This window comes from Rhodococcus sp. JG-3 (assembly GCF_000482405.1).
GTDB classification, from domain to species: Bacteria; Actinomycetota; Actinomycetes; order Mycobacteriales; family Mycobacteriaceae; genus Rhodococcoides; species Rhodococcoides fascians.
Genome location: NZ_KI519398.1, coordinates 1,492,776 through 1,517,981, shown reverse-complemented (window position 1 = coordinate 1,517,981; position 25,206 = coordinate 1,492,776). Strand labels below are relative to the sequence as shown.

At 64.3% G+C, this 25,206-nt stretch carries 28 protein-coding genes; 15 read left to right on the top strand and 13 right to left on the bottom strand.

The features are described from left to right. Positions 1-10: 10 nt before the first annotated feature. Genes K414_RS0108700 through K414_RS0108675 form a run of 6 tightly spaced genes read left to right on the top strand, consistent with a single transcriptional unit; the run spans position 11 to position 6,380 of the window. Positions 11-1,180: a thiolase domain-containing protein gene (locus K414_RS0108700; protein WP_027495595.1), complete on the top strand. Its 1,170-nt coding sequence runs from the start codon at positions 11-13 to the stop codon at positions 1,178-1,180. 2 nt (positions 1,181-1,182) lie between these two features. Beyond that, a complete protein-coding gene (locus tag K414_RS0108695) occupies positions 1,183-2,769 on the top strand; it encodes an AMP-binding protein (RefSeq protein WP_081701569.1) in 1,587 nt (528 codons plus the stop codon). Next, positions 2,766-3,650 (top strand): DUF296 domain-containing protein, encoded by an 885-nt coding sequence (locus tag K414_RS0108690; protein ID WP_027495593.1) that lies wholly within the window; start codon positions 2,766-2,768, stop codon positions 3,648-3,650. The genes K414_RS0108695 and K414_RS0108690 overlap by 4 nt, the downstream gene beginning before the upstream one ends. Then, positions 3,647-4,438, top strand: coding sequence for an SDR family NAD(P)-dependent oxidoreductase (locus K414_RS0108685; protein ID WP_027495592.1), 792 nt, complete (start codon positions 3,647-3,649; stop codon positions 4,436-4,438). Before K414_RS0108690 ends, K414_RS0108685 begins: the two co-directional genes overlap by 4 nt. A 23-nt stretch (positions 4,439-4,461) precedes the next feature. Next, complete coding sequence (locus tag K414_RS0108680; protein WP_027495591.1) at positions 4,462-4,977, top strand: gamma carbonic anhydrase family protein; 516 nt, start codon at positions 4,462-4,464, stop codon at positions 4,975-4,977. Next, complete coding sequence (locus K414_RS0108675; protein WP_032406169.1) at positions 4,974-6,380, top strand: FAD-linked oxidase C-terminal domain-containing protein; 1,407 nt, start codon at positions 4,974-4,976, stop codon at positions 6,378-6,380. The genes K414_RS0108680 and K414_RS0108675 overlap by 4 nt, the downstream gene beginning before the upstream one ends. A 68-nt stretch (positions 6,381-6,448) precedes the next feature. On the opposite strand, the gene K414_RS0108670 is transcribed toward K414_RS0108675, so the two are convergent. The 3 genes from K414_RS0108670 to K414_RS0108660 form a co-directional block, all read right to left on the bottom strand. Further along, positions 6,449-7,756 (bottom strand): NAD(P)/FAD-dependent oxidoreductase, encoded by a 1,308-nt coding sequence (locus tag K414_RS0108670; protein ID WP_027495589.1) that lies wholly within the window; start codon positions 7,754-7,756, stop codon positions 6,449-6,451. A gap of 141 nt (positions 7,757-7,897) precedes the next feature. Beyond that, on the bottom strand, positions 7,898-8,533 hold the full coding sequence (locus K414_RS0108665; RefSeq protein ID WP_027495588.1) for a DUF305 domain-containing protein: 636 nt from the start codon (positions 8,531-8,533) through the stop codon (positions 7,898-7,900). An 82-nt stretch (positions 8,534-8,615) separates the two neighbouring features. Continuing rightward, complete coding sequence (locus K414_RS0108660; protein ID WP_027495587.1) at positions 8,616-9,011, bottom strand: DUF6153 family protein; 396 nt, start codon at positions 9,009-9,011, stop codon at positions 8,616-8,618. A gap of 150 nt (positions 9,012-9,161) precedes the next feature. On the opposite strand from K414_RS0108660, the gene K414_RS0108655 reads away from it, so the two are divergent. Both K414_RS0108655 and K414_RS0108650 read left to right on the top strand, forming a co-directional pair. Next, positions 9,162-10,040, top strand: a complete 879-nt coding sequence (locus tag K414_RS0108655) for a universal stress protein (RefSeq protein ID WP_027495586.1) — start codon at positions 9,162-9,164, stop codon at positions 10,038-10,040. Then, complete coding sequence (locus K414_RS0108650; protein WP_027495585.1) at positions 10,037-12,427, top strand: phosphoketolase family protein; 2,391 nt, start codon at positions 10,037-10,039, stop codon at positions 12,425-12,427. Before K414_RS0108655 ends, K414_RS0108650 begins: the two co-directional genes overlap by 4 nt. 11 nt (positions 12,428-12,438) lie before the next feature. On the opposite strand, the gene K414_RS0108645 is transcribed toward K414_RS0108650, so the two are convergent. The 4 genes from K414_RS0108645 to K414_RS0108630 all read right to left on the bottom strand — a co-directional run bounded on the left by K414_RS0108645 (position 12,439) and on the right by K414_RS0108630 (position 16,652). Next, the gene (locus K414_RS0108645; RefSeq protein WP_027495584.1) at positions 12,439-13,323 is read right to left on the bottom strand and encodes a universal stress protein; all 885 of its coding nucleotides are present in this window, start codon (positions 13,321-13,323) and stop codon (positions 12,439-12,441) included. Then, positions 13,320-14,162 (bottom strand): universal stress protein, encoded by an 843-nt coding sequence (locus K414_RS0108640; RefSeq protein WP_143544851.1) that lies wholly within the window; start codon positions 14,160-14,162, stop codon positions 13,320-13,322. Before K414_RS0108640 ends, K414_RS0108645 begins: the two co-directional genes overlap by 4 nt. A gap of 119 nt (positions 14,163-14,281) precedes the next feature. Continuing rightward, complete coding sequence (locus K414_RS0108635) at positions 14,282-15,988, bottom strand: GAF domain-containing protein (protein ID WP_027495582.1); 1,707 nt, start codon at positions 15,986-15,988, stop codon at positions 14,282-14,284. Next, on the bottom strand, positions 15,981-16,652 hold the full coding sequence (locus tag K414_RS0108630; RefSeq protein WP_027495581.1) for a response regulator transcription factor: 672 nt from the start codon (positions 16,650-16,652) through the stop codon (positions 15,981-15,983). Before K414_RS0108630 ends, K414_RS0108635 begins: the two co-directional genes overlap by 8 nt. Positions 16,653-16,847: 195 nt before the next feature. Between K414_RS0108630 and K414_RS0108625 the strand changes: the two genes are divergently transcribed. The 6 genes from K414_RS0108625 to K414_RS0108600 all read left to right on the top strand — a co-directional run bounded on the left by K414_RS0108625 (position 16,848) and on the right by K414_RS0108600 (position 21,323). Next, complete coding sequence (locus tag K414_RS0108625; protein ID WP_027495580.1) at positions 16,848-17,759, top strand: universal stress protein; 912 nt, start codon at positions 16,848-16,850, stop codon at positions 17,757-17,759. 87 nt (positions 17,760-17,846) lie between these two features. Beyond that, positions 17,847-18,812, top strand: coding sequence for an ATP-binding cassette domain-containing protein (locus K414_RS0108620; RefSeq protein ID WP_027495579.1), 966 nt, complete (start codon positions 17,847-17,849; stop codon positions 18,810-18,812). Next, positions 18,809-19,486, top strand: coding sequence for an ABC transporter permease subunit (locus tag K414_RS26450; protein ID WP_202595055.1), 678 nt, complete (start codon positions 18,809-18,811; stop codon positions 19,484-19,486). The genes K414_RS0108620 and K414_RS26450 overlap by 4 nt, the downstream gene beginning before the upstream one ends. Positions 19,487-19,628: 142 nt before the next feature. After that, positions 19,629-20,279 carry a hypothetical protein gene (locus K414_RS0108610; protein ID WP_051365012.1) on the top strand — a complete coding sequence of 217 codons (651 nt, stop codon included), beginning with the start codon at positions 19,629-19,631 and terminating at the stop codon, positions 20,277-20,279. A 271-nt stretch (positions 20,280-20,550) separates the two neighbouring features. Further along, positions 20,551-20,823: a hypothetical protein gene (locus K414_RS0108605; RefSeq protein ID WP_141214894.1), complete on the top strand. Its 273-nt coding sequence runs from the start codon at positions 20,551-20,553 to the stop codon at positions 20,821-20,823. Continuing rightward, on the top strand, positions 20,811-21,323 hold the full coding sequence (locus K414_RS0108600) for a flavodoxin domain-containing protein (RefSeq protein ID WP_027495576.1): 513 nt from the start codon (positions 20,811-20,813) through the stop codon (positions 21,321-21,323). The genes K414_RS0108605 and K414_RS0108600 overlap by 13 nt, the downstream gene beginning before the upstream one ends. Positions 21,324-21,338: 15 nt before the next feature. Here the strand turns inward: K414_RS0108600 and K414_RS0108595 are convergent, their stop codons facing one another. The 4 genes from K414_RS0108595 to K414_RS29075 all read right to left on the bottom strand — a co-directional run bounded on the left by K414_RS0108595 (position 21,339) and on the right by K414_RS29075 (position 23,645). After that, on the bottom strand, positions 21,339-21,938 hold the full coding sequence (locus K414_RS0108595; RefSeq protein WP_027495575.1) for a hypothetical protein: 600 nt from the start codon (positions 21,936-21,938) through the stop codon (positions 21,339-21,341). 144 nt (positions 21,939-22,082) lie between these two features. Continuing rightward, positions 22,083-22,358, bottom strand: coding sequence for an ANTAR domain-containing protein (locus tag K414_RS0108590; RefSeq protein ID WP_027495574.1), 276 nt, complete (start codon positions 22,356-22,358; stop codon positions 22,083-22,085). Positions 22,359-22,469: 111 nt separating this feature from the next. Continuing rightward, positions 22,470-23,480, bottom strand: a complete 1,011-nt coding sequence (gene adhP / locus K414_RS0108585; protein WP_027495573.1) for an alcohol dehydrogenase AdhP — start codon at positions 23,478-23,480, stop codon at positions 22,470-22,472. Between the two features lie 18 nt (positions 23,481-23,498). After that, a complete protein-coding gene (locus K414_RS29075; protein ID WP_155288531.1) occupies positions 23,499-23,645 on the bottom strand; it encodes a hypothetical protein in 147 nt (48 codons plus the stop codon). Between the two features lie 90 nt (positions 23,646-23,735). On the opposite strand from K414_RS29075, the gene K414_RS0108575 reads away from it, so the two are divergent. Continuing rightward, on the top strand, positions 23,736-24,188 hold the full coding sequence (locus K414_RS0108575) for a DUF1003 domain-containing protein (RefSeq protein WP_027495572.1): 453 nt from the start codon (positions 23,736-23,738) through the stop codon (positions 24,186-24,188). Here K414_RS0108575 and K414_RS29070 read toward each other — a convergent pair. Then, a complete protein-coding gene (locus K414_RS29070) occupies positions 24,163-24,663 on the bottom strand; it encodes a flavodoxin domain-containing protein (protein ID WP_027495571.1) in 501 nt (166 codons plus the stop codon). The genes K414_RS0108575 and K414_RS29070 overlap by 26 nt on opposite strands. Continuing rightward, positions 24,660-25,091, bottom strand: coding sequence for a hypothetical protein (locus tag K414_RS29065; RefSeq protein WP_027495570.1), 432 nt, complete (start codon positions 25,089-25,091; stop codon positions 24,660-24,662). Before K414_RS29065 ends, K414_RS29070 begins: the two co-directional genes overlap by 4 nt. Positions 25,092-25,206 lie beyond the last annotated feature (115 nt).

Here is a 25,206-nt window from a genome sequence, read left to right as displayed (position 1 = left end):
GAGGACAGACGTGAGCGCACCGCACATCATCGGCTGGGCACATACCCGATTCGGGAAAAGCGAGAGCCCGGACGTCGAGTCGCTGATCGCCGAGGTGTCGGTCAGCGCTCTCGCCGACGCAGGACTCGACGCCGCGGACGTCGACATCATCACCGTCGGCGTGTTCAACAACGGCTTTTCCCGGCAGGGTTTCGAGGGCGCACTCGTCGGTGCCGGTCAGCCCGATCTGGCTCTCGTTCCTGCTGTGCACGTGGAGAATGCGTGCTCCACCGGCAGCGCCGCCCTCTACACGGGGCTCGACTATCTGCAGGCAGGGCGAGGCCGAGTCGCATTGATCGTGGGTGCCGAGAAGATGACGGCCACCTCGAACGACGCCATCAACGACATTCTCCTTTCTGGTTCTCATCGGGCAACCGAGGAGCACATGGGCAGCTTTGCTGGTGTATTCGCCTCTCTCGCCGATGAATACGCCGATCGCTACGGTGATCCGCGGGAGGCGATGTCCCGCATCGCAGCCAAGAACCACCGCAACGGTGTAGACAACCCCTACGCGCATCTACGACGCGATCTCGGGTTCGATTTCTGCGCGACACCGTCGGACAAGAACCCTGCTGTCGTGGGCAGGCTACTGCGTACCGACTGTTCCCTGGTGTCCGACGGTGCCGCCGCCATGGTCGTCGCGTTGCCGGAGGTTGCCAGCACTTCGCGCCGTTCGGTCCAAATTCTCGGTCGTCATCAAGCCAACGATCACCTCGCGTTGGCCCGACGCAATGACGTGCTTGCGTTCGACGGTGGTGCCCGCGCATTCCGCGGAGCCCTCGCCGCGGCTGGGGTCACCCTCGCGGACCTGGACCTGATCGAGACGCACGACTGCTTCACCATCGCGGAGCTTCTGCAGTACGAGGCATTCGGACTTGCCGAGCCCGGTAAGGGCGGCGAGGTGCTGACCGAGGGCCGCACCGAGGCCGACGGGCTGCTGCCGGTCAATCGATCCGGCGGCCTGAAGGCGAAGGGGCATCCACTCGGGGCTACGGGCGTGTCCCAACACGTCATGGCGGCAATGCAATTGACCGGCGAGGCCGGAGACATGCAGTTGCCAAACGCGCATCGGGCCGCGGTCTTCAATATGGGCGGAGCAGCAGTCGCGAACTACGCCACCGTTCTGGAGGGAGTCCGATGAGCATGCCGAGACGTGCTGCGAATCTGGCAGAGATATTGAAGCAAACCGCTCGGCGCCTCCCCGGCAGTACCGCCGTCGTGCACGGCACCACGAGGTGGACCTGGCAGGATCTGGATCGACGTGTCGACGCATTGGCCGCAGATCTGCAGCGCCGTGACGTCCAGAAGGGCGATGTCGTCATGCTCGACAGCCCCAACCATCCCGAGTTCATCCAAGCGATGTTCGCAACGTGGCGCGTGGGTGCTGTTCTGGCACCGGTCAATTCGCGGCTGCATGATGACGACGTCGTGGTCATTGCAGGGGTGTGCAGGCCCAGTGTGATGATCGGACATGCGTCGACCGCCTCGCACGTCGATGCAGTCCAGGCCGCGCACGGTCTGCCCGCGGGAGTCCTGTGGATCGAGAGCGAGAATGCCGGCTCCGTCGCCGACATCGCGTCGTCGACGACGGTGCCCGAAACCCTGGCTACCTGGGAGGGAGATCCGGCCTGGTACTTCTTCACATCCGGCACCAGTGGCACCCCGAAGGCCGCAATTCTGACGCACGATCAGCTCGGTTTCGTCATCAACAATCACCTCGCAGATCTGATGCCGACCACCGACCGCCACGACGTATCACTCGTCGTCGCGCCGCTGTCCCACGGAGCAGGTGTGCACATGTTGCCACAGGTTGCACGCGGTGCCGCGACGGTTCTGCCTTCGTCGGCAAGCCTGGTTCCCGAAGACGTGTGGAGCCTGGTCGAATCGGAGCGAGTGACCAACATGTTCACCGTGCCGACGATTCTGAAGGTTCTCGTCGACGACGCTGCAGTGGACCGGCACGACCACTCTTCGCTCCAGCATGTGATTTACGCCGGCGCTCCGATGTACGCCCCGGATCAGCAGCGAGCGCGCGCGGTACTCGGCGAGGTCCTGGTTCAGTATTACGGCCTCGCCGAGGTGACCGGCAACATCACCGTCCTCCCCAGTGCCGAGCACGGACGGCCGATACCCGCCGGGCTCGCCACGTCCACGTGCGGTTATCCGCGTACCGGCATGCTGGTCAGTGTCCAGGACGAAACCGGTCACGAGGTTCCGCCCGGCGACATCGGTGAACTGTGTGTCGCCGGACCCGCCGTCTTCGCCGGTTACCTCGACAACGACGACGCGAACGTAAAGGCATTCAGGGACGGTTGGTTTCGTACCGGCGACCTCGGCGTCATGGATACGGACGGGTTCGTCTACGTCACCGGCCGGTCGTCGGACATGTTCATCTCGGGTGGTTCCAACATTCACCCGCGCGACATCGAGGAGAAGATCCTCACCCATGACGCGATCGACGAGGTCGCGGTGCTCGGTGTACCGGACCCGAAGTGGGGTGAAGTCGGTGTTGCAGTGTGTGTTCGGAGCACCGACCGAACAGTGACGGCCGAGGAACTCACAGCCTGGCTCGGTGAGCGAATGGCTCGCTACAAGGTTCCGCGCTACATCCTGTTCCGCGACTCGCTGCCCAAGTCCGGTTACGGCAAAATCGTCAAGCGAACGATTCGTGACGAACTTGCCGAGCAGCAGTGGGGCCCGTACGCAAAGAACCTGGAGACGGCATCATGACCGCCTCCACGGTACTGAAACCGCTTGTGCACCCGGGTGAACAAGCGGTGCAACGACTCGAGTCCGTTACCACGGGGACCGCGGTCGAACGGTTGTCGCTGACTCCCGGCCGCCGCCTTGTCGACGCGATCGACGAGGCACTGACGCGCCTGGGTGCCGATTCGGCGCAGGTGGAACTACTCGGTGGACCATTGTCCCGCGTCTCCTATTGCATCCCCGCACTGTGCACCGACGGTTCCCGCGCAGCCTGGTACAGCGAGACGTTCGAGACCGCAGCGCCTGCCACCATCGTCGCGGGGAGTGCAACGGTAGGTCGCCGGGACGGCGAACGCTTCATGCATTGCCATGCAGCTTGGTTCGACGCGGACGGTGTCCTTCGCGGCGGTCATCTCTGGCCGGACACTATCGTCGGTGCCACTCCGGTGGAGGCAATTGTGCATGCTTTCGATTCGGTTGCTCTCACCAGCGGCGCGGACGACGAGACCGCAATGCCGGTGTTCACTCCGTCGCCGACAGCTGTGTCGCTCAGCAGTTCTCACCGTGCTGTCATGACGCGCGTCCGGCCAGGCGTCGAAATACACGACGCCATCCGACGCGTCATGATCGACGCGGGAATGCAGACCGCATCGGTCCGCGGCAGCCTGGGCAGCCTTGTCGGGGCCACGCTGATTCGCGGCGACGGCACCGCTGTCGCCGACGGGCCGGCAACGGAAGTGACTATCGCCGGCCACGCGAGCGTCGACGGTGACCGGCTCTCCGAGGCGCACGTGTCGGTCTGCGCCATCGATCGCCACGGGACTGTGCACACCGGCGAACTGGCCGAGCGCGGCAATCTCGTCGCGGTGACATTCGAGCTTCTGGTTGAGGAGATCTCGGGATGACCGGCCGACTCGAAGGCAAGGTTGCGCTGGTGTTCGGTGCCGGTTCGAGCGGCGCGGCGTTGAGCAACGGCCGCGCTGCTGCGCTTGCGTTCGCCCGCGAAGGTGCAACCGTTGCCGCAATCGACCGCAACCACGCCGAAGCCCAGTTGACCGCCGCGGAGATCACCGCCGCAGGAGGCAGCGCGGTGGCTTTGGTTGCCGATGTGACCGACGAGCAGCAAGTTCGATCGGTAGTGGCAGAGGCCATCGAGGCGCTGGGCCCACCGACCGTGTTGCACAACAACGTCGGCGCAGCGGGCGTCGGAGACATCACCGAACTCGATCTTGCACAGTGGAACAGATCGGTAGCCGTCAACATGACCGGAGTCTTCCTGACCTGCAAGCACGTCCTGCCTGCGATGCTCGCGCACGGCGGCGGCTCGATCGTCAATGTCTCTTCCACCGCCAGCATTCGCTACACCGGCTTCAACTACCCGAGTTACAGCGCAACGAAGGGGGCCGTCAATCAGCTGACCGTCGCACTGGCCCTGCAATATGCGACCCAGGGCGTCAGGGTCAACGCGGTTCTCCCCGGTCTGATCGACACTCCCTTGGTGACAGGCCAATTGGTGGACCCGAACGCTGCAGCCGAGGCAATGGCGGCTCGACATGCCAGCAGTCCGACCGGCCGGATGGGCTCACCGTGGGACGTCGCGAACGCCGCAGTGTTCCTCGCTTCGGACGAATCGGCCTACATCAATGGTGTCTGCTTGCCTGTCGACGGCGGATTGGCGGTGCGGGCACTGTGACCACCCCGAAGACAGGTGTTGTTGTGCCCCTCGGATCGAAGCGACCTGTTGTCGCACAGTCGACCTGGATTGCCCCGAACGCATCCGTCGTCGGCGCGGTGACACTCGAGGAGAACACGAGTGTTTGGTATGGAGCCTCGCTGCGCGCCGACGCCGAACCCATCACCATCGGCGCAGGAACCAATATTCAGGACAACTGTGTCATCCACACGGACCCTGGAATGCCGGTTCTTGTCGGCAACAGCGTGTCCGTCGGTCACGGTGCGATCCTTCACGGTTGCACCGTCGAGGACGGCGTCCTCGTCGGAATGGGTGCAGTGATCATGAACGGAGCCGTCGTCGGTGCCGGGTCGTTGATCGCCGCAGGGGCTGTGGTCACCGAGCACACCGTGATTCCAGCCGGGTCGTTGGTTGCGGGTGTTCCCGGCAAGATCCGGCGCATGCTCGATGCGGAGACTGTTGAGGCGAACGGCACCAATGCCCACCACTACGTCGAACTTGCTCGAGAACATCGGGCAGCTATCGAGGATCTCCGATGAATGCGCCGGCGACCACCGACATCGCAGCTCTCGTCGATGCCCTGCCCGCCGACATCGTCGTCGTGGACCCAGATATCGTGGCCGGGTATGCCCGGGATCAGTCCCAGTTCACCCACAGCGAGGTTCCGGCAGCGGTGCTCATGCCCCGCACCACCGCTGATGTCGTGGCCTGCATGGCGGCGGCAAGCAAGCATTCGATCGCAGTGATACCACGCGGTGCAGGGAGTGGACTGAGCGGCGGAGCCAACGCCTCTGCCCACTCGGTTGTGCTGAGTCTGCATCGGATGACCCGAATACGTGAACTGGACAGGGTCAACCGCCTCGCCGTCGTCGAACCGGGGGTCATCACTTCCGATCTGCGCACCACGGCATCGGAGGCCGGTCTGTTCTATCCGCCGGATCCAGGCAGCGTCACCTTCAGCACCATCGGCGGTAACGTCGCGACCAATGCGGGCGGAATGTGCTGCGTCAAGTACGGCGTCACCGGCGATTTTGTCCTCGGTCTCGAAGTGGTGCTGGCCGATGGGCGGGTCCTACGAACTGGCCGGCGCACCGTGAAAGGTGTTGCGGGATATGATCTGACGCATCTACTCATCGGCTCGGAAGGCACCCTCGGCATCATCACCGAAATCACCGTTCGGTTATTGCCTGCACCGCGTGCCCCGCACACCCTTGTCGCCGCCTTTCCCACTCTCGAAGGGGCAGGTTCGGCAGTATCGAAGATTGCCTCCGCAGGAATCACCCCATCGATGCTCGAAATCCTCGATCGCACCACGGTGAAGGCAGTCGACGAGATGACGAAGATGGGAATCGGCGACACCACCGCAGCGCTACTGCTGATTCAGAGCGACGACGCTGATGCCGAATCCGTTATGACCGTTCTGGAAACCATCTGTACCGAGTTCGGGGCCGAGGATGTGGTCGTCGGCTCCGATCCCGTGGAGGCGGCGATGCTGCTCGAAGCCCGTCGACTCGCACTCCCTGCGCTCGAACGTCTCGGCGACTGGTTACTGGACGATGTCGCTGTTCCCTGCTCTGCCATCACCGATCTGATCACCTCAGTGGAAGAGATTGCTGCCGAACACGATCTGACCATCGGCGTCTTCGGGCACGCGGGCGACGGCAACCTGCATCCGACCATCATCTACGACGCCGCCGATCCGGCCAGTAGCGCCGCAGCGGTGTCCGCGTTCGATGCGATCACCCGTCGCGCCCTCGCACTCGGCGGAACCATCACCGGTGAGCACGGTGTGGGCAGGCTGAAGAGCAGGTGGCTGACTGTCGAGCACGATGAAGTGTCGATTTCGGTGCAACGGGCGTTGAAAGAGTCTCTCGACCCGGCCGGAATCCTGAACCCAGGTGCCGTACTTTCGGCGGGGCATCCCGTCGACACCGGCAACTGATCTGAGTGTCCACAATTCGCCCTCGAAAGCGGGATTCCGTACGAGGGTGAAAATAGTGGGCGCTCAGGTCAGTTGTACGGTTTGCGCGCCGTTTCCGGGTCGCCGTAGGTGATTGCCCGTTCACGTCGTGTTCCGCTGAGAAGTGTTGCTCCCCAGTTGATCAGCGTTCCAGCTCGGTTGCGCTTACCGGCCAGGAATGCGATGTGGATGACGCCCCACGACACCCAGCCCAGGAATCCCGACATCTTCAGCGGCCCGGCCTGCACCAGTGCGTGTCCGCGGGCGATGTAGGCGGCAGTGCCCAGGTCTCGATACTTGAAATCCGAACGCGAAGAACCGGATACATCTGCTGCGATTGCTGCGCCCGCTGCCCGTCCACCCTGCATCGCCACTTCGGCGACACCGGCGAGACCGTTCAATGCCATGATGTCGCCGACGACGAACACGTTGCGGTGACCCGGCACGGACAGGTCGGGCTGCACAGCGATCCGTCCGGACCTGTCCTGCTCGACGCCCAGGGCGTCGGCCAGGTGCTTCACGAACGGAACCGCTTCGACGCCTGCGGTCCACAGCACGGTGCGAGTGTCGTGGCGTGTGACGGTCTTCGGTTCGGCCTTGGCCGTCACCTCGACGTCGGTGGCCGTGACGTCGGTGACGTGAACGCCGAGATGCGTTTCGACTCCGACCGTGTCGAGGGTGCGCTGAGCCTTCTTCGTCAGGGAGTCGGGGAACGATTCGAGCACTCGGTCACCGCCGTGGAACAGCAGAACGCGCGCTTCCGACGGGTGGATCGAATCGAACTCCTTCGCCAGCGCCCGGGTGGCGAGTTCCCTTATCTGCCCGGCCAATTCGACTCCGGTGGGCCCTCCACCGGCGACGGCGAAGGTGAGCCAGGGGCGACGCTCTTCGGGGGTGGGCAGGGACTCGGCCATCTCGAATGCCGAGATCAGTTTTCGCCTGATCGCCAAGGCGTCGTCGAGGGTCTTCATGCCCGGTGCCCACTGCACGTATTCGTCGTGGCCGTGATACGCCTGCTGCATTCCGACGGCAACCACGAGATAGTCGTACGGCAACTCGAACGTCGACCCGTCGAAGCGGCTCGCCGTCACCACTCCGCCATCGCCCACGGTTGTCACCGAGGTCGCTTCACCGAGCGCCACCTTCACGTTCTTCTGCTTGCGCAACAGGTGCCGCAACGGGCTGGCGATCGAGCCCTCGGAGAGGAGGCCGGTTGCGCACTGGTAGAGCAGCGGCTGAAAGACGTGAGAGGTGCCTCGTTCGAGAACGGTGATGTCGACATCCGAACCGTGCAGCCGGCGGGTTGCATACAACCCGCCGAAGCCGCCGCCGAGGACCAGGACCCGTGGACGTGACATCGTCGATACTCTCCCTCGATCCGACCCGCAGAACACAATTCCTCGCGCGTCACAGCGTACTCGAGGGCAACGGCGTGCAGCCGTCCCCCGCCGGGCCGCGCCCCGGTCTGGGGTGCGGCCCGGCAACGTACCGACAACGGATCAGCCGAGCATCCGCTGCATCGTGTCGATTTCCTGCTGTTGCGTGGCCACGATCGTGCGGGCCATCTCCTGCGCGTCGGGGTTCGAGCCGTCCGCAATCTCGTTGTTCGCCATCTCGATCGCGCCCTCGTGATGCTCGATCATCATCGTCAGCCACTGACGGTCGAACTCCGGGCCCGACAGACCGGTCAGGGCGTCCATGTCCTGCTGGGACATCATGCCCATACCCGAGCTGTGGTCCATTCCGCTCATCTCACCCATGTCCGACGAGGGTGCGGGCTGACCCCACTCGGCGAGCCAGGCCGTCATCCGGTCCATTTCCGGTTGCTGCGCGGCTTGGATCGCCGACGCCAATGCCACGACGTCCGGATTGTCGGTGCGACCTTGGACCATGTCAGCCATGTCGACCGCCTGCGCGTGGTGCGGGTACATCATCCGCGCGAACATGACGTCGGCGTCGTTGAACTCCGCCGATGCCGATGCCGATGCCGATGCCGATGCCGATGCCGAATCCTGAACGGAAGCCGATGAGGTAGTCGACATCGACGAATCCGACGTGGTGTCACTGCTGCAGCCGGCGACGAGGAATGCGCTCACGGTGGCGGCAGCCACCGAAGCGACGAGTGTTGTACGCATGTGAAACTCCTTGAACAAGTGTGCAATACAGGGCTCTAGGTATGCCGATCCGCCGGTGGTCGTGCGTCCACCGGGCTGCCTGTCACACTCGCAAGGTCACCGATCTGTCCAACTCCCACAGAGTCCACGGCGGCGCACGCTCCGATATGGAATGGACGCGCCCACCGATCCCGTCCTCCGACATGACCGGGTGGGCGACATCGACGCTCGTCGCCGGGACCGACAGCGCAGCCCACGACACGGTGGTTCCCGCGCACGGATGCATCATCTGATGTCCCGACGGGCAGTCGTGCTCACCGACTGCCACCTGAACCGGGTCCTCGTGGTGGGTCGCCGACGCCATGGCCGCATGCTCGCTTCTTGCCGACGTGGTCGGTGTCACCGAATGCATCAGCAGTACCCCGAGGATCGTCAGCGCGATCAGCAATCCGGTCGCCGAAGCAAAGCCCGGGCGACGGCGTCGGATCACTGAATGCATGTCACCGACGATAGCAAGACATACCCCCCAGGGGTAGCAGTCAGGGCATTCCGGCTCGAGCCGAAGGACTTCCGACTCTGTCTGCGCTCCAGCGAACCGTCCATGCTCGAGGTGTACCTGAACACGACAGTCAACGAACGGGAATACAACATGAATGCATCGAGTCGGGTCGTCGTCGGAGTCGACGGATCTGCCACATCGCTCGACGCGGTCCGTTGGGCAACGCGCGAGGCGATACGACGCCACGCCCCGCTCGAGTTGGTCACGTCGTCACTGTTCGCGCCGGGAACCTACGGCGATGCCATCAGCCTCCGGATCGGCGCGTTCGCAGATCCGGACGTCGAGGCCAAGCGGGTCCTGACCGCTGCGGTCGACGTTGCGCACAAGACCGCGGCAGGCAATTCGCTGATTCTCGACACTCGTCTCGAACATGGCTCGGCTGCACGAAATCTGACGCACTTCGACGTCGCGCCTGCCTTGATCGTCGTCGGTTCGAGAGGCCTCGGTGAGTTCACCGGCGGATTGGTCGGGTCGGTCAGTACCGCCGTCGTGTCACACGCCAAGTGCCCTGTTGCAGTGATCAAGTCGAACACGGTCAGCGACGGGCCGGTGGTCGTGGGTGTGGATTGCACGTCCAACAGCCAGCCGGCCATCGGATTCGCGTTGCGCGAGGCGTCGATGCGAGGTGTCGACCTCGTTGCCGTACATGCGTGGAGCGACCTCGAGCTCGGGAGCGTGCTGACCCGCGACGAAGAAGGTCCGTGGGCCGATTCCGAACTGGCAGAGAAGACTTCGCTGGCCGAGAGCCTGGCCGGGTGGTCGGAGGACTACCCCGACGTCACCATCCGCCGGGTAGTGGTTCAGGACAGACCCGTTCGCGAACTGGTCCGCGCCTCCGAGAGCGCGCAGCTGATCGTGGTCGGTAGCCGCGGCCGGGGCGGCTTCGCCTCGATGCTGCTCGGTTCGACCTCCCGCGCAGTGCTGCATTCGGTCGATGTCCCCGTCGTTGTCGTACCCACGAACCGATGACCGCGTCCACCACCGAGACCACCTACAGCTCCGATGAACTCGACGCCGATCTGCGCTACTGGGCTGCCGCGAACTACCTGACGGTCGCCCAGATCTATCTGCAGGACAATGTATTGCTACGGCAACCGCTGACGGTGGAACACATCAAGCCCCGGCTACTCGGGCACTGGGGCACCAGTCCCGGGCTGTCGATGATCTACACACTGCTCAATCGCCTGATCTGCCGAACCAACTCGGATTGGCTGTATGTCACCGGCCCCGGTCATGGTGGCCCGGCATTGGTCGCGAACACCTATCTCGAAGGCACGTACAGCGAGATCTATCCCGACATCTCGCTCGACAGCGACGGTGTGCGTCGTCTGTGTCGCCAATTCTCCACTCCCGGCGGCATTCCGAGCCATGTGAGCGTGCAGACCCCCGGAAGTATCCACGAGGGTGGCGAGCTGGGGTATGCCCTGATCCACGCCGCGGGCGCGGCGTTCGACAACCCCGATCTGGTGGTCGCCTGTGTCGTCGGCGACGGGGAGGCCGAAACCGGTCCGCTGTCGGGTTCGTGGAAGATCCCGGCGTTCCTGAATCCGGTTCGTGACGGCGCAGTGCTGCCCATTCTGCATCTCAACGACGCCAGGATCTCCGGTCCGACAGTGCTCGGGCGCAGCACCGATCAAGCGATTGCCGACTATCTCGGCGGTCAGGGTTGGGCACCGATCTTCGTCGAGGGCGACGATCCGCGAGAGGTGTTCCCGGCCTTGCAGTTCGCTCTCACCCGCGCCCACGACGATATTCGGAGAATCCAGCGTGCGGCCCGCGGCGGCGAGTCGCACCACGGAAGTGCATGGCCTGCAATCGTCTTGCGCACCCCGAAGGGCTGGACCGGGCCACACGAGGTGGACGGCAAGCTGATCGAGGGAACGCACTGGGCCCACCAGGTCCCGCTGTCCGGCGTCCGCGAGAATCCGTCGCATCTGGCGCAGCTCGAGCAGTGGTTGCTCTCCTACGATCCCGGATTACTCTTCGACGACAACGGCGTACCGGCGGCGCACATCCGTGAACTCACTCCGACGGGAGACAAGAGGCTCGGGGCCACTCCCCACGCCAACGGCGGTGTGCTGTTGCAGCCCTTGGCCATTCGTGAGCTCGAGAACTACGCTCTGACGATCGACTCCCCGGGACGCGTCTCACACGAGACGACCACCGTACTCGGGGAGATGATGCGGGATATCTACCTCGACAACGCACGACCCGACGGCGGTGGCACGTTCCGCCTGTTCTGCCCCGACGAGACCGCCAGCAACCGTCTGCAGGCCGTGTTCGAGGCCACCGACCGATGCTGGCAGCTGCCGACCACCGAGTTCGACGACAACCTGGCCGCCGACGGCCGCGTCATGGAGGTGCTCAGTGAGCATCTGTGTGAGGGCTGGCTCGAGGCGTACCTGTTGTCGGGCCGACACGGATTGTTTGCGAGCTACGAGGCTTTCGCGATGGTGAGCGTGTCGATGCTGATTCAGCACACCAAGTGGCTGCAGCATGCGGCCACTCTGGCCTGGCGAGCACCCGTCGCCTCGTTGAACGTGCTGCTCACCAGCACGTGCTGGCGCAACGACCACAACGGGTTCAGTCATCAGGGGCCCGGACTGATCGACGCGGTGATCCCTCTGGCACCGGATGTGGTGCGCGTGTGGCTGCCACCGGACTCCAATACTCTTCTCGCCGTTGCCGACCACTGCTTTCGCAGCCGCGGACACGTCAACGTGCTGGTGGTCGACAAACAGAGCCATCCCCAATACCTGACGCTCACCGAGGCTCGCGCACATGCAGCAGCCGGTGCCTCACGGTGGGACTGGGCCGGTACCGAGAACACCGCTACTCCGCGCGATCCCGAGATCGTGCTGGCCTGCGCCGGCGACGTTCCGACCGAGGAGACTCTCGCTGCAGCGGACCTGTTGCGTAACTGGACACCCGAGCTGAAGGTGCGCGTGGTCAACGTCATCGACCTGATGGCGCTGCTACCCGTCGCCGATCATCCACACGGGTTCTCGGAGGATCAGTTCGCCGATCTGTTCACCGACTCGGTCGATGTCGTCTTCGCTTTCCACGGCTACCCCCGGGCGGTGCACCAGCTGCTGCACGGCCGTCCGAACGCGCAGAGATTCCACGTCCGCGGCTTCATCGAACAAGGCACTACCACAACACCGTTCGACATGGTGGTGCTCAACAAGATCAGTCGCTACCACCTGGCGATCGAAGCACTCGACCGAGCACACACGGCGCCGGCCGGCGCGGAGGAACTGCGGCAGCACTGCCGGGACCAACTGACCCGGCACGACGCCTACATCCGGAAACACTTCGAGGATCTACCCGAGATTCGCGAATGGCGGTGGTCGTGACGGATCGGTTGCTAACCGCGAGCGATGATCAGCGGACAGTCGACGCGGTGGGCCAGAGACCGAACGGTGGATCCGAGCAGCTGGCCACTGAAACCGGTGCGTCCGCTCGAACCGACCACCACGGCCTCTGCGCGCACCGCCGCGCCGAGGATGCGTTCGACGACGTCGCCGCGCAGCACTGTCTGCTTCACCACCACGTCGGGATACAGCTCGCTCCACCCGGACAGGTTTTCGGCCAACACGGTTCGGCCGTTGGACACAATTGCCTCGGACTTGTCCGACGTCGACGCGTCGGGTGACGAGACGAGTCGATCCGTCGACACGTGGACTGCAACAAGGCCAGTGCCCCGAAGCGAGGCCTCCTCGAAGGCCAGCCGGACGGCCTCCTGGTTGTGCGCCGAGGCGTCGACTCCGAGGACGACCGGTCCCCGTGCCGAATGCAACTCCACGCTGCGCGGCACGATGACTACCGGACAGCGAGCCTGCACAGCCACCGCCGTGCTCACCGAGCCGAGCAGCTCGGCGAAGTACTCGCCGTTGCCGCGTGAGCCGACCACCATCATCGACGCGGTGGCGGACTCGTCGATCAGCGCCTGAACAGTCGGTCCGACAATCGGTTCGATCATGATCGTCAGCGCGTCGGGTTTCTCGACCGACCGCCGCGCGACGAGGGATGCCGACGTCAGAATCGAATCCGCACGTGCATTCTCCTCGGAGCCGAGTTGCGACGGGAGTGCGACGAAACTGGTGTAGAGGGCCCTGATTTGGTACGCGGACACCAGCTTCAACGGTGCTCCGCGTAATTCGGCTTCGCGTGCGGCCCAGCCGACCGCGTCGAGTGACGAACCGGATCCGTCGACGCCGACGACGATCGCCCTCGCGTTCACGGTACTCATGCGTGCGGCACCACGAGGACGGGGCATTCGGCGTGCCGCAGGACTTTCGTCAACGTGCTTCCCGGCACGCGATCGCGCTCGTGCCCCACCACCAGCAGCTGTGCAGTGTCGGACACCGCGACGAGTTCCGATCCCGAATCGGCCTCGGCGTAGACCGACGCCACCCGCACCGAAGGATAGTCGGCACTGAAGGGTTCCAACCGGACGTCCATTGCCGACTCGGGGTGCAGATGGTCGACCGGACCGCCGATGGCGCTGGCCAGAATGGTCGAGACAGTCTGGGTGTGCACGGCCAACACGGTGGCCCCGCGCATCGACGCTTCGTGGAATGCCTGCGCCACAACGAGATCCGATGCCGAAACCTTCACGTCTCCCAGAGCGGCGACGACCGCGCCGTCGCGCTCGGAATCGAAGGTGTGCACAACGGCCACGGGGTTCGGTGAGCATTCGACCACCGTGCGCACCATGGATCCGAGAACCCGTGCAGCGATCGAATTCTCGGTCTTGGCACCCAATACGATCAGGCACGCAGACGCTGCTTCGGACAGCATCACCGTTTCCGGGACACCCTGTAGAACAACAGCTTCCACGATGACGGTCGGGTCGCTCGCCCGCGCTATGATCGCGGCCTGGTCCAAGACGGTGCGCGCATAGTCACCGTCCACGTCGGGTGCCCCGTATACCGTTTCACGCTGCATCTGGGGTTCGATCACATGTACCAGTCGCAGTGATGTTCCTCGGCCTCGCGCCTCACGCACAGCGAAGCGCACTGCATCGAGCGCGGCCGTCGATCCGTCGATTCCGACCAGAACGGGTCCGGTGGTGTGTGAGATGTTCATCGGGTTCCTCTCGGTGGTGCGACGCAGGATCGGCACCGTCACCGAAAACGCTACGAGCTCATCGCCACTCGCCGTAACGGCCGGAGGTCATCGAAAGAGGTGACCAACGACTGGAGCCGTCAGGGCAGCGGTACCGCCCACGTCACATCGGTGCCGCTGCCGGAAGCACCGGGGCAAACGGTCATGGTCCCGCCGCACTCGGCCGCACGGGCCCCCAGGTTGGACAACCCACTGGTGGTGGTGTTGTCGGGCATACCGATTCCGTTGTCGGACACCACGATTTCGAGCTCGTTCCCCACCGACAGAGTAACGGTCACAGTGTCGCCCTGGGCGTGATGAACGACGTTGCTGACAGTCTCGCGGACAACGGCAACGGCATGATCGGCGAGTTTGGTGTCGACGACCGACAGTGGTCCGAACATCCGCACGACGGCACGGATATCGACGTTCTCGGTGAGTTCGAGTACCGCGCTGTTGATACGTTGCCGCAGCCGTGTTGCGGAGTGGGATGTGCTCTGCAGGTCGAAAATGGTCGTCCTGATGTCCTGCACCGTGTCCTGCAGGTCGTCGATCGTTCTGGACAGACGCTGCCGTAGGTCCGGGGACTCGGTGCGCTGCAGGGTGCTCTGCAGCGCCAATCCTGCAGCGAAGATCCTCTGAATCACGTGATCGTGCAGGTCACGGGCAATACGATCCCGGTCGGACAACACGTCGAGTTGATGCATCCGCCGACTGGCGTCCGCGATCTGCATCACCAGCGCGGCCTGGTTGGCGAAGTTCGAGACCAGTTCGAGTTGGGTCTCGTCGAACGGTCCCCGCCCCGCGGCGCGCAGAACCACCAGGACTCCACTGACGCCCTCTGCCACGCGGAAGGGTGAAATCATTGCGGGTCCGAAAGCAGAGCCCAGTTCCTTGACCCCGTAGTCGAGTCGCTCCTTCCGCAACGCTGTTCGACGCCGAAAGGCTACTCCCGAGCTCGAGCCCTCGATCGGAACGACTGCCCCGATCATTCGATCGGCCCCGAGCCCGTCGCTGACCGTGACGACGAGTTGCGTGACATCCCCGAAGGCTTGGTCTGCGTCCTCGGGTACCGCGATGAACGCCGCATCGGACCCGGTCAGGTGCAACGACTTACGCGCCACCATCTGCAGTACTTCGTCGATGTCCGTCCCGGAAAGGAGCTCGGTGCCGATGTCCCGCGTTGCCTCCATCCACGCCTGACGCACCCGCGAGTCCTCGTACAGTCTCGAGTTGTCGATGGCGATGCCGGCGGCGGACGCCAACGCCTTGGTGACGACTTCGTCGTCCTCGGTGAACTGCTTGCCGCCCTTCTTCTCGGTGAGATAGAGATTGCCGAAGATCTCGTCGCGAACCCGAATCGGCACTCCGAGAAAGGTTTTCATCGGGGGATGGTTGGGCGGGAACCCCACCGATTCCGGGTGCGATGTCAGATCGTCCAGACGTAGCACTTTCGGTTGGTCGATCAACAGTCCGAGTACCCCGCGTCCGGTGGGGAGCGGGCCGATGGCCACCCGGGTGTCCTCGTCCATGCCGTAGTTGATGAACGCACTCAATCCGTGGCCTTCTCCGCGCACGCCGAGCGCACCGTACTGGGCGTCGACGAGCTTGACGGCCGATTCCACGATCGAACGCAGCGTCACCTCCAGATCGAGTCCCGAGGTGATGACGAGCATCGCGTCGAGCAGACCGTCGGCTTGAATCCTCGCATCGGCGATGCGACCGATACGATCCTGCACCTCGGCAAGCAGCTCCCCCAGCCGGAGTTGCGGTAGCGAAGACCGGGTTTCCCCGTGCTGGTCATCCATCCCGGGACCCCGGTTTCCGGTGGGCAGGCGGATCGCCGTCGGCGAGCTTCGACGCATACACCGCAGCTTGGGTGCGGCGTTCCATCCCGAGCTTGGCGAGCAGCCGAGACACGTAGTTCTTCACCGTCTTCTCCGCCAGGAACATCCTGGCCGCGATCTGTCTGTTGGTCAGGCCCTCTCCCAGCAGATCCAGCAGGGTGCGCTCCTGGGGCGTGAGGTGATCGATAGGGCCCGATGACGCCGTCCCGGCTCGCAATTTGTCCATCAACGCCGCGGCTGCACGGTTGTCGAGCAGCGACCGGCCGGAACCGACGTCCTTGATCGCTCGGGTCAGTTCCATGCCGGTGATGTCCTTGACGACATAGCCGCTCGCGCCCGCGAGTATCGCGTCGAGCATGGCCTGGTCCTCGGTGAACGAGGTCAGCATCATGGTCTTGAGGTTCGGCAGTCGATCGAGAAGCTCACGGCACAGTTCGATGCCGTTGCCGTCGGGTAGCCGCACGTCGAGCACCGCGACGTCGGGCTGCAGGGCCGGAATTCGGGCCAGCGCCTGCGCGCAACTGCCTGCCTCGCCGATGACCTCGAGATCGGGATCGGAGTCGATGAGGTCGATCAGACCGCGCCGCACGATTTCGTGATCGTCCACCAAGAACACCGTGACCACGTCGACACCCCTCTACCTGCGTCCATGTCGAACGCCTCGACTTCTGAGCCTACGGGGGACGGGCGGCGGTGGTCCGACCTTTCGTCACCGAAACAGAGGACCAAAGTCCTCGGTCCAGGTGTTGTTGTCCTGCCGCGCCCGAGGCTGTGCGCGGCGTCTGATGGATGTTCGACACCACGACCGAGGAGGAAATCGATGGGTCCACTTCCGACCATCGTCGGGGTCGACGGTTCGGCGGCGGCTCTGGACGCGGTGCGCTGGGCCGCTCTCGACGCACGATTGCACCTGTCCGATCTCCTTGTCGTCTCGGCGATGTCGCTGCCCAAGGTCTTGACCGGGTTGGGCGTCCTTCCCGATACCGTGGTGCACCAGGCCAGATCGGAAACCGACCGAATTCTCAACGAGGCCCGGGAGACTGCGACTCGTGGGACGGCGACGGTCACCGTCGATACCGTCTCGTCCGAGGCCTCTGCGGTGTCCACATTGCTCGAACTGTCCGAGACGGCCCGCATGGTGGTCATTGCCACGCGGGGGCTCGGTGGCACCGAGCAGCGGTCACTCGGCTCGATCGGGTTCGCCGTCACCACTCATGCTCGCTGCCCAGTCACCGTGGTGCGTGGCTGGACCGACGGCGGTCTCGACCACGCGATCCAACCGGTGGTCGTGGGCGTGGACGGCACCAAGGCGAGCGCTGCCGCAATGACGTCGGCGTTCGAGGAGGCGGATGTTCGATCGGCACCACTGACTGCGGTGCACTCCTGGTCGGACACGGATCTGTCGATCGGCTTCCCGATTCGAGGAATGGAGTGGCCGGACAACCGACGCGCGGCTGCAGATCACTTGGCGCGGCTGCTCGAGCCGCACACTCGACTCCATCCGACGGTGTCGGTGCGGTCCGTGGTGGTCAAGGACAAACCGGTGCAGGCACTTCTCGATCACGCCCAAGGTGCTCAGCTGGTGGTGATCGGTAGTCACGGACGCGGCGGCTACGCGGAGATGATGCTCGGCTCGACCAGCCGGTCGGTGCTGACGCGAGCGCACTGCCCGGTCACCGTCGTGCCGTCGCCCGGTCGCCTCGCCGCTGTCACCCACCGGCCCAGCATGTGACTGTCCCCGACCGGACAATGCCGTTCGTCGACCTACGAGGGTCCTAATGCCCTACGACGGCCGAGCCGAGCCGAGCACGCTGTGTTCATGAGCCGACCGGACACCGCCGCCTACGCGATCGAAGTACGCGCACTGAGCAAGAGCTACGGCGGGAAGCTCGTTATCGACGACCTGTCGTTCGCCGTCGAACCCGGCACCGTCACAGGCTTTCTCGGCCCCAACGGATCGGGTAAGTCCACCACGATGCGATTGATCGTCGGATTGGATCGCCCCAGCGCGGGCACCGCACTGATCGGGGGCGTCGAGTACGCGCAGCTGCACCGCCCACTACTCACGGTCGGCACCTTGCTGGATTCCGAGGCCGTCCACCCGGGCCGGACCGCTTACGACCACTTGTTGTATCTGGCTCAGACTCAACGTATCCCGGTCACACGCATCATCGACGTACTGGAGCTGGTCGGTCTACGCGACGTCAGTGGCGAACGTACCGGGTCGTTCTCGCTCGGCATGAGAAAACGACTCGGAATCGCTGCGGCCCTGCTCGGCGACCCCGCTGTGCTGATCTTGGACGAGCCGATCAACGGGTTGGATCCGGACGGCATCTACTGGATGCGCAACCTCATGAAGAACCTGGCGGGAGAAGGGCGAACGGTCTTCGTCTCCAGCCATCTGATGGGTGAGATGGCCCAGACCGCAGACCATCTCGTCGTCATCGATCACGGCAAGCTCATTGCCGAATGCACTCCCGCCGAGCTGATTGCCCGCAGTAGTCGGGCCTCGGTGCTGGTGTCGTCGTCCGATTCTGCGCGGCTGGCAACAGCGATCGAGGCAACCGGGGGTACCGCCGTTGCCCTCGACGACGATCGACTCACCGTCAGTGATCTCTCGGCGCATCGAGTGGGGGAACTCGCTCAGCAGCAGAACATCGCGATCTATCAGCTGACCCCGCAACAGGCATCGCTGGAGGAAGCGTTCATGACCCTCACCCACCTCGACGACATCGAGCACGACCGACATCTCGTCACTCACTCACGCGGACAGGCGACACCATGAGCATCACCGCACCGGTTCCCCTCGAGCGCGAGCGTCTGCGCATGGATGTTCCAGGACTGCTGGCGTCGGAGTGGACAAAGCTCAGATCACTCAGATCGACGGTCTGGTCTCTCGTGGCGCTCGTGGTCGTGACCCTCGGCTTCACCGGACTGTTCACCTGGTTCACAGTTGCGTACTGGGACAGGGTCGATCCCGTCTCGCAGTCGCAGATCGTTGCCGACCCTGCGCGTCAGATTCTCGGCGCGGGGTTTCAGCTCGGGCAGCTGGCGGTGTGCGTTCTCGGCGTTCTGGTGGTCACCAGTGAGTACGCGAGCGGCACGATCAGAGCCAGCCTGCTGGCGGTTCCCGCACGAATCCCTGTGTTGGTAGCCAAGACCGGCGTGTTCATGGCCGTAGTACTCGTGATCGGTGAGATCACAGCCTTCCCGACATTCTTCCTCGGCTCTGCCATCATGGATTCGCGTGCTTCGGTGTCGCTGACCGATCCGGGTGTGCTGCGAGCGGTGATCGGTGCCGGCTTGTACCTCGCGTTGCTCGGTGCCATGGCGGTGGCCGTCGGTGCCATCGTTCGTCACACCGCGGGTGCCATCACCGGCGTCATCGGATTCGTCCTCGTACTGGCCCCGCTGACACAGCTGATCCCCGGCACCGTCGGACGACACATTCAGGCGTAGCTACCCTCGCAGGCCGGCAGCCTGATCGCCTCACCTCGGCAAGCCCCCAGCGACTTGCTCACTCCTTGGCAGGGATTCGGAGTCGCCGCGCTGTGGACCGTCCTGCTGCTCGCACTCGCGGCCTATCTCCTGCGCCGACGCGATGCGTGAGTCCGGGGCGGAGATCGCCGAGTCTGCCGGTGGCGCAATCCTGATCGCGTTCCATGTCCTGGCCTCGGTGCCCCTGCGCAAGTGGCGCACGACGTGGGGCGCGACGCCGGCCGAGGTCGACGAAACACTGCCCGGTGACGAGAGCGTGCCGCACCCGGCCTGGGGATACACCCATGCGATCGATATCGACACGACACCGGATCATGTGTGGCCATGGCTGATTCAGCTCGGTCAGCAGCGGGCGGGCTTCTACAGCTATCGAGGCTTGGAGAACATGGTCGGCTGCAACATCACGTCGGCGACGGGAATCGACCCTGGGTTCCAGACCCTCGCGGTCGGCGACTCCGTGCTCCTGCATCCGCAGTCACCACCGCTGACGGTGACCATGGTCGACGACGGGAGGGCGTTCGTGTTGTTGGGCGCAGACCCCGACTCGGCCGACCGGGCACTGTGGTCGTTTCATCTGCGCGCCCTGCCAGGGGGAAGGGCGCGACTGATCGAACGCGGAAGATACTCGCATTCGACGTCACTGAAGAGCCGCGTCATCTTCGGTCGCTACTTCATCGAACCCATCGGGTTCGTCATGAGCAGAAAGATGTTGCGGACCATCGCGGCAAATGCGGCTGCGGCGCAACAGATCTAGCCTCGTGGCAACATCGTGTCCAGGCTCCCTGCCGTGAGTAGGAGACGACCCGCAATCCCCTTGCTCTGCGCCGAGCGGTGTTGCACGTGTCATGACGGGCCCTTCTCGGTGGGAACCGTCGGGGCAGCCGACCGTGCGTCGGGCGAGAAATGCTCGCTCGGCCGAACACCTTCGGCGATCGGTGTGGGTCATAAGTCCCTGTTGTCCGATGCTCCGGCCCGGCAGAGTCATCGTCAGTGATGTTCACGCGCAACCGACAGGATCGATCGGCATGACACTCTCCCTCTCCCTCACCCTCGCTCTGGCGGTCACGGCATTGTGTTTCGGGTTGCTGCGGTCCGGTTTTCGGACTCCAGCGTGGGCGAGGCCCCACACCGCGGCCGGGCCCGACACGTTGGAGGAGTTGTTCGCCGCGCGGTACGCACGTGGCGAGATCGACTTCGCTCAGTACCGCGCATCCGTGAATCTCTTGGCAGCTCAACTCCATTACCGGCCGAACGCCGAGCCCAGAAAGAGAAAGAAGAAGACATCATGCGCATCCTGATCGCGACGGCAAGCCGTCATGGTTCCACCCGTGAACTCGGGCAGTGGCTGGGTTCGTCGATTTCGGCGAGGCTGGCGAATTCCGCGGTACCGGCGACGGTCGATGTCCGTGATGCCGCCGATGTGGACAGCATCGCCGAGTACGACGCCGTCGTCATCGGAAGCGGCGTCTACATGGGGCGTTGGCTCCGCGATGCCCGATCACTGGTTGCCCGTGAACAATCCGAGCTCGAGACCAGGCCGGTGTGGTTGTTCTCCAGCGGGCCGATCGGGAGTGATACACCCGCAGCGACGAGATCGAAATGGAACGAGGCGTCCTGGGCGATCGAGCACAAGGTGTTCGGCGGCAAGCTGGACCGATCGGTGTTGTCGAGATTCGAGCGCGCAGTGGTGAAGATGATCAACGCCGACGACGGGGACGACAGATCACGGGCGGAGGTCGACGAGTGGGCCGGTGCCATCTGCGCAGCCGTGGTCGCCCGGACCTCGAGCCCCCGATGACGGCTACAAGGCCGATCAGGGTGCCTGCGGAGGAAACCATGCGCGGGCATCACGCAGGGTTCGCCGGGCTACTTCCGCTGTCGGCGTTCCCGATTGCGCGGCCAGCCGATGCAATTCGGCGCGACCTTCTGCTGCGCTGCGCCCGCCCGCGATGAAAACTCCGATCGCCTGATTCACCTCGCTCACCGAAGCGAGAGCATGGGTACCGGACTCGGTCGATCCCGACCCGTCGGCACCGCGCAGGTGTCTGTCCAGAACTGCGGACTCGACGCCGAGCCCTATCGACCGGCTCACGTCTGCGGCGAAGTCCGTGAGAGCGCCTGCGGTGCCGGACAGAATGAGCAGGTACTTCCGTGTACCGGTGCGGTGCGGGTCAGCGAGGGTGACTCTGAGCGACGACGCGGGCATGCGGTCGGCGCTGCCTCCCGTCGACGCCGACACCTCGAAGTATTCGCCGTCGACGATCACGGTGAGGGTTACCGAGACGACGGCCGGCACGGCCGCATCGATTTCCGACAACAGCCGGTCGACCGACTGTGCGAGGTCGACCGTGGAGCAGTCGAGTGCCGTGGTCAAGCGCGCCAGATCGGCGAGCGGACGAGTGTGTAGTTCCATAGAGGATCCCCGGGCGGCCCGACCGCCTGTTCGGTTCTTTCAGGTCCTGCCACGGTGGTACTCCACCGTCCGGTTCGAGTGTGAGGCCCGAGTCGGACTCCCAGCCTCGGATTCACCCGCAACCTCGACGCTACGCGCTTGCGCTCACCCGATCCAGGTGTGCCGGTGACGCGGCCGTGCAGCATTCCTCGACTCCGCCACCATCGCTTGTGCGACCACAGCGGTCCTCTTTTGCTCGGTCCGACCGATGGACCGCAGTGTGTCGTACCCTTCCGCGTCGCTGCACCCGGTTCTACTGATCAGTATGCCGATGGCCTGATCGATCGCAGCCCGACTACCCAACGCCTTCTCGAGCTGCTCGGTCAGCTGTACGGCATTGTCCAGCGCGCGCGCATTCTGCACCTGAATCGCTGCATTCATCACTGCTCGATTCCTTGTGAGCACACGCGCTGGTCCAGCGCGTGTCTGCCCACAAGGAACCTTACGGCGAATCGAGCCGAAGGGGAACACTCATCGAGATCGGAGAGCCCCTCAGAACTCCAAGACCTGACGAGCGGTGACGCGTCCGGCCATCAGGTCGTCGAAGCACTCGTTGACCTCGTCGAGTTTGCGCGACACCGCCGATACCGTCGTTCGTCCGGCCTCGTGCAATGCGAACACCTCACGAAGATCTTTCCTGGTGCCGACAATCGAGCCGAGGACCGAGATTCCGCCGACCACCGTCTCGAAGATCGGGATCGGGAACACGCCGTGCGCAGGCATCGACACGCACACCAGCCGTCCGCCGCGGCGCAGTGACCGGAAGGCCTGATCGAACACACTGGGGATGACGGCCAGGACGATTGCGACATCGGCTCCACCGAGCGCCTGAATTGCCTCCACCGGATCGGTCGTCGCCGAGTTGACGGTGTGGTCTGCGCCGAGTTCTCGTGCGAGGTCGAGTTTTTCGTCCTCGATATCGACCGCGGTGACGAAGCCGCCGGCGATCTTGGCGTACTGCACCGCCATATGACCGAGCCCGCCGACACCGAAGATGGCCACGCGCTGCGCCGGGGTGACGCCACCGACCTTGACAGCCTTGTACGTGGTCACGCCGGCACAGGTCAGTGGGGCAGCGTCGAACGAGGAGATCCCGTCGGGAACATGGACGACATACTTCGCATGGGCGACAGCGTATTCGGCGTACGCACCGTCGATCGAGTAGCCGCTGTTCTGTTGCGTCTCGCACAGCGTCTCCCAACCCGAGACACAGTGATCGCATTCGCCACATGCCGAACCGAGCCACGCGATGGCGACCCGTTCACCGATTCTGTCCTTCGACACCTGCGACCCGACCGCCTCGATCACTCCGATGCCCTCGTGCCCGGGGACGAAGGGCAAGGTCGGCTTGGCCGGCCAATCCCCCTGCGCAGCATGGATATCGGTGTGACACACACCGCACGTCTCCATCTTCACCAGCACCTGTTCGGGCGCGGGCTGCGGTATCGGGATTTCCTTGACTATTAGGGGCCCGCCGAACTCGGTGACAACAGCTGCTTTCATCGTGAACTTCCTCCAACATCAGAAACCGGTGCCGTTCTCGACCGTCGAGCAATGCACACCGTCGATGATCGGCGCTGCGGCGGTCGGCACGTAGGGCCGGAAGTCATCGACCGGTCGGGACGTCTCCCGAGGTGCGCGTGGGGAGGCAAAAGGCACAGCAGTCATGGACTTTCGTCCCTGGCGACTCTGGCGATCAGGGGCCACACTAGGCACCATGGACACTTCTGCACCCTCCGATTCGAAGACTTGCGAACGATGAACCTGTGGAGAAGACATCCGGGCGTTCGAACCGGTGATGCACTGACCACGGGTGAGCGTGCGGCGGATTACGTCCGAAACGGAATGGGCTCCTGGCCGTTCGTCTTCCTGTTCCTGGGCGTGATGGCGCTGTGGGCCGCGTACAACCAGAACGACGGGTTCGATCCGTACCCTTTCATCCTGCTCAACCTGTTCCTGTCGATGATCGCAGGACTGCAGGGCGCCATTCTGCTGATCTCGGCCAAGCGCGCGGACTCGGTGAGCAGTGAGGTTGCCGTACATACACTTTCGAATACCGCGCTGCTGCAGGACATGATCGAAGCGAATACCGTCTTGACCGAATCGGTGGCACAGTTGGCGGCAGAGATTCACGAGCACGTCTGCCCGTCCGCTCGGCGTGTCGGTGCAGGCACGTTCACGAAGGTTACGAGCCCGGTGTCCCAGCCGTGAGACAGGCAAGGATCTCTCGGGCCCAGTTGCACACACGAACCCAGTCTCGGAAGTCTCCGGCAACCGCGCCGGAGTTGTCGAAGATCTGACGTTCGCCCACCGAGAGCCGTTCCGCGTCGAGCCGACCGGGAAATGTTCGATGCGAGGATGCATCCAACATCGATACCGCGCGTGCGGCGTCGGCGGTGTCGTTGACCGGTCGGTCGCTCGAATGCAATGGCCCGCAGGAGAACAGCCACACGGGTGGGTGCGCAGACCTGGAGACCCGCTCGACGAGCCGCTTGGCGGTGGGGACCCACCGATCGGAATAGACGGCACTTCCGATGACCAGGGCGTCGTAGCCACTGATGTCGACGACGGAATCCGGAGCGCAGACATCGACCTCGGCTCCCCCGTGCCGGAACACGCGGGCCATCTCCTGCCCGAGCGAGTTCGTCGCTCCGTGCCGTCCGGCGGTCGAGACCAGGATTCTCATGCGGTGCGACTTGCGAGGCGGTTCGTGTACGCCGTGATCCGCCACCCACGGAGGGCGACGAGAACTCCCAGTACGCCGAACATGCCCTGCAGCCAACTCGTTTCGCCGATCACAAGCGGTTGGACCACTATCCAGGCAGCGAGCAGTACGCCCGCCGTGTGGGCGATGGGGCCGGTCTTGCCGCCACCCGCCAGAGCCGACGCCGCCACCAGTCCCATCGGCACTCCGACGACCAGAACCAACGCGAGGCCGGCGAGCGCCGTATTCGACAGCGGCAGGCGTGCGTGCGCCTCGGCGCTCAGATCGATGGCACCCGAGGCCAAACCGATCGCGCCCCCGAAAGCGTTGATGGAAATTCCGGCGCACACTGCGCCCAGCCACGGCCATCGTCGGTCTTTCGTGGTGAGCGCTCGCGTTGTCGACATCATGGATTCAGCATGGCTGCCGAACAATTCGCGAACTAGGGCACAAGGTCCGCCGCCACGAGGACTTCTCTCCACTTCGTGACTGAACCGTCCACCGCCCTTGCCGTATCGGGACCTT

Excerpts from the sequence above, each read along its gene's own strand:
- K414_RS0108665 (WP_027495588.1), bottom strand. The coding sequence starts at position 8,533 with ATGCGTACAACACTCGTCGCTTCGGTGGCTGCCGCCACCGTGAGCGCA.
- K414_RS29075 (WP_155288531.1), bottom strand. The coding sequence starts at position 23,645 with ATGACTGCTGTGCCTTTTGCCTCCCCACGCGCACCTCGGGAGACGTCC.
- K414_RS0108695 (WP_081701569.1), top strand. The coding sequence starts at position 1,183 with ATGCCGAGACGTGCTGCGAATCTGGCAGAGATATTGAAGCAAACCGCT.
- K414_RS0108655 (WP_027495586.1), top strand. The coding sequence starts at position 9,162 with ATGAATGCATCGAGTCGGGTCGTCGTCGGAGTCGACGGATCTGCCACA.
- K414_RS0108690 (WP_027495593.1), top strand. The coding sequence starts at position 2,766 with ATGACCGCCTCCACGGTACTGAAACCGCTTGTGCACCCGGGTGAACAA.
- K414_RS0108650 (WP_027495585.1), top strand. The coding sequence starts at position 10,037 with ATGACCGCGTCCACCACCGAGACCACCTACAGCTCCGATGAACTCGAC.
- K414_RS0108590 (WP_027495574.1), bottom strand. The coding sequence starts at position 22,358 with ATGAATGCAGCGATTCAGGTGCAGAATGCGCGCGCGCTGGACAATGCC.
- K414_RS0108685 (WP_027495592.1), top strand. The coding sequence starts at position 3,647 with ATGACCGGCCGACTCGAAGGCAAGGTTGCGCTGGTGTTCGGTGCCGGT.
- K414_RS0108575 (WP_027495572.1), top strand. The coding sequence starts at position 23,736 with ATGAACCTGTGGAGAAGACATCCGGGCGTTCGAACCGGTGATGCACTG.
- K414_RS26450 (WP_202595055.1), top strand. The coding sequence starts at position 18,809 with ATGAGCATCACCGCACCGGTTCCCCTCGAGCGCGAGCGTCTGCGCATG.
- K414_RS0108625 (WP_027495580.1), top strand. The coding sequence starts at position 16,848 with ATGGGTCCACTTCCGACCATCGTCGGGGTCGACGGTTCGGCGGCGGCT.
- K414_RS0108600 (WP_027495576.1), top strand. The coding sequence starts at position 20,811 with ATGCGCATCCTGATCGCGACGGCAAGCCGTCATGGTTCCACCCGTGAA.
- K414_RS29065 (WP_027495570.1), bottom strand. The coding sequence starts at position 25,091 with ATGATGTCGACAACGCGAGCGCTCACCACGAAAGACCGACGATGGCCG.
- adhP (WP_027495573.1), bottom strand. The coding sequence starts at position 23,480 with ATGAAAGCAGCTGTTGTCACCGAGTTCGGCGGGCCCCTAATAGTCAAG.
- K414_RS0108645 (WP_027495584.1), bottom strand. The coding sequence starts at position 13,323 with ATGAGTACCGTGAACGCGAGGGCGATCGTCGTCGGCGTCGACGGATCC.
- K414_RS0108675 (WP_032406169.1), top strand. The coding sequence starts at position 4,974 with ATGAATGCGCCGGCGACCACCGACATCGCAGCTCTCGTCGATGCCCTG.
- K414_RS0108640 (WP_143544851.1), bottom strand. The coding sequence starts at position 14,162 with ATGAACATCTCACACACCACCGGACCCGTTCTGGTCGGAATCGACGGA.
- K414_RS0108635 (WP_027495582.1), bottom strand. The coding sequence starts at position 15,988 with ATGGATGACCAGCACGGGGAAACCCGGTCTTCGCTACCGCAACTCCGG.
- K414_RS0108610 (WP_051365012.1), top strand. The coding sequence starts at position 19,629 with ATGCGTGAGTCCGGGGCGGAGATCGCCGAGTCTGCCGGTGGCGCAATC.
- K414_RS0108670 (WP_027495589.1), bottom strand. The coding sequence starts at position 7,756 with ATGTCACGTCCACGGGTCCTGGTCCTCGGCGGCGGCTTCGGCGGGTTG.
- K414_RS0108605 (WP_141214894.1), top strand. The coding sequence starts at position 20,551 with ATGACACTCTCCCTCTCCCTCACCCTCGCTCTGGCGGTCACGGCATTG.
- K414_RS0108595 (WP_027495575.1), bottom strand. The coding sequence starts at position 21,938 with ATGGAACTACACACTCGTCCGCTCGCCGATCTGGCGCGCTTGACCACG.
- K414_RS0108660 (WP_027495587.1), bottom strand. The coding sequence starts at position 9,011 with ATGCATTCAGTGATCCGACGCCGTCGCCCGGGCTTTGCTTCGGCGACC.
- K414_RS0108620 (WP_027495579.1), top strand. The coding sequence starts at position 17,847 with ATGAGCCGACCGGACACCGCCGCCTACGCGATCGAAGTACGCGCACTG.
- K414_RS29070 (WP_027495571.1), bottom strand. The coding sequence starts at position 24,663 with ATGAGAATCCTGGTCTCGACCGCCGGACGGCACGGAGCGACGAACTCG.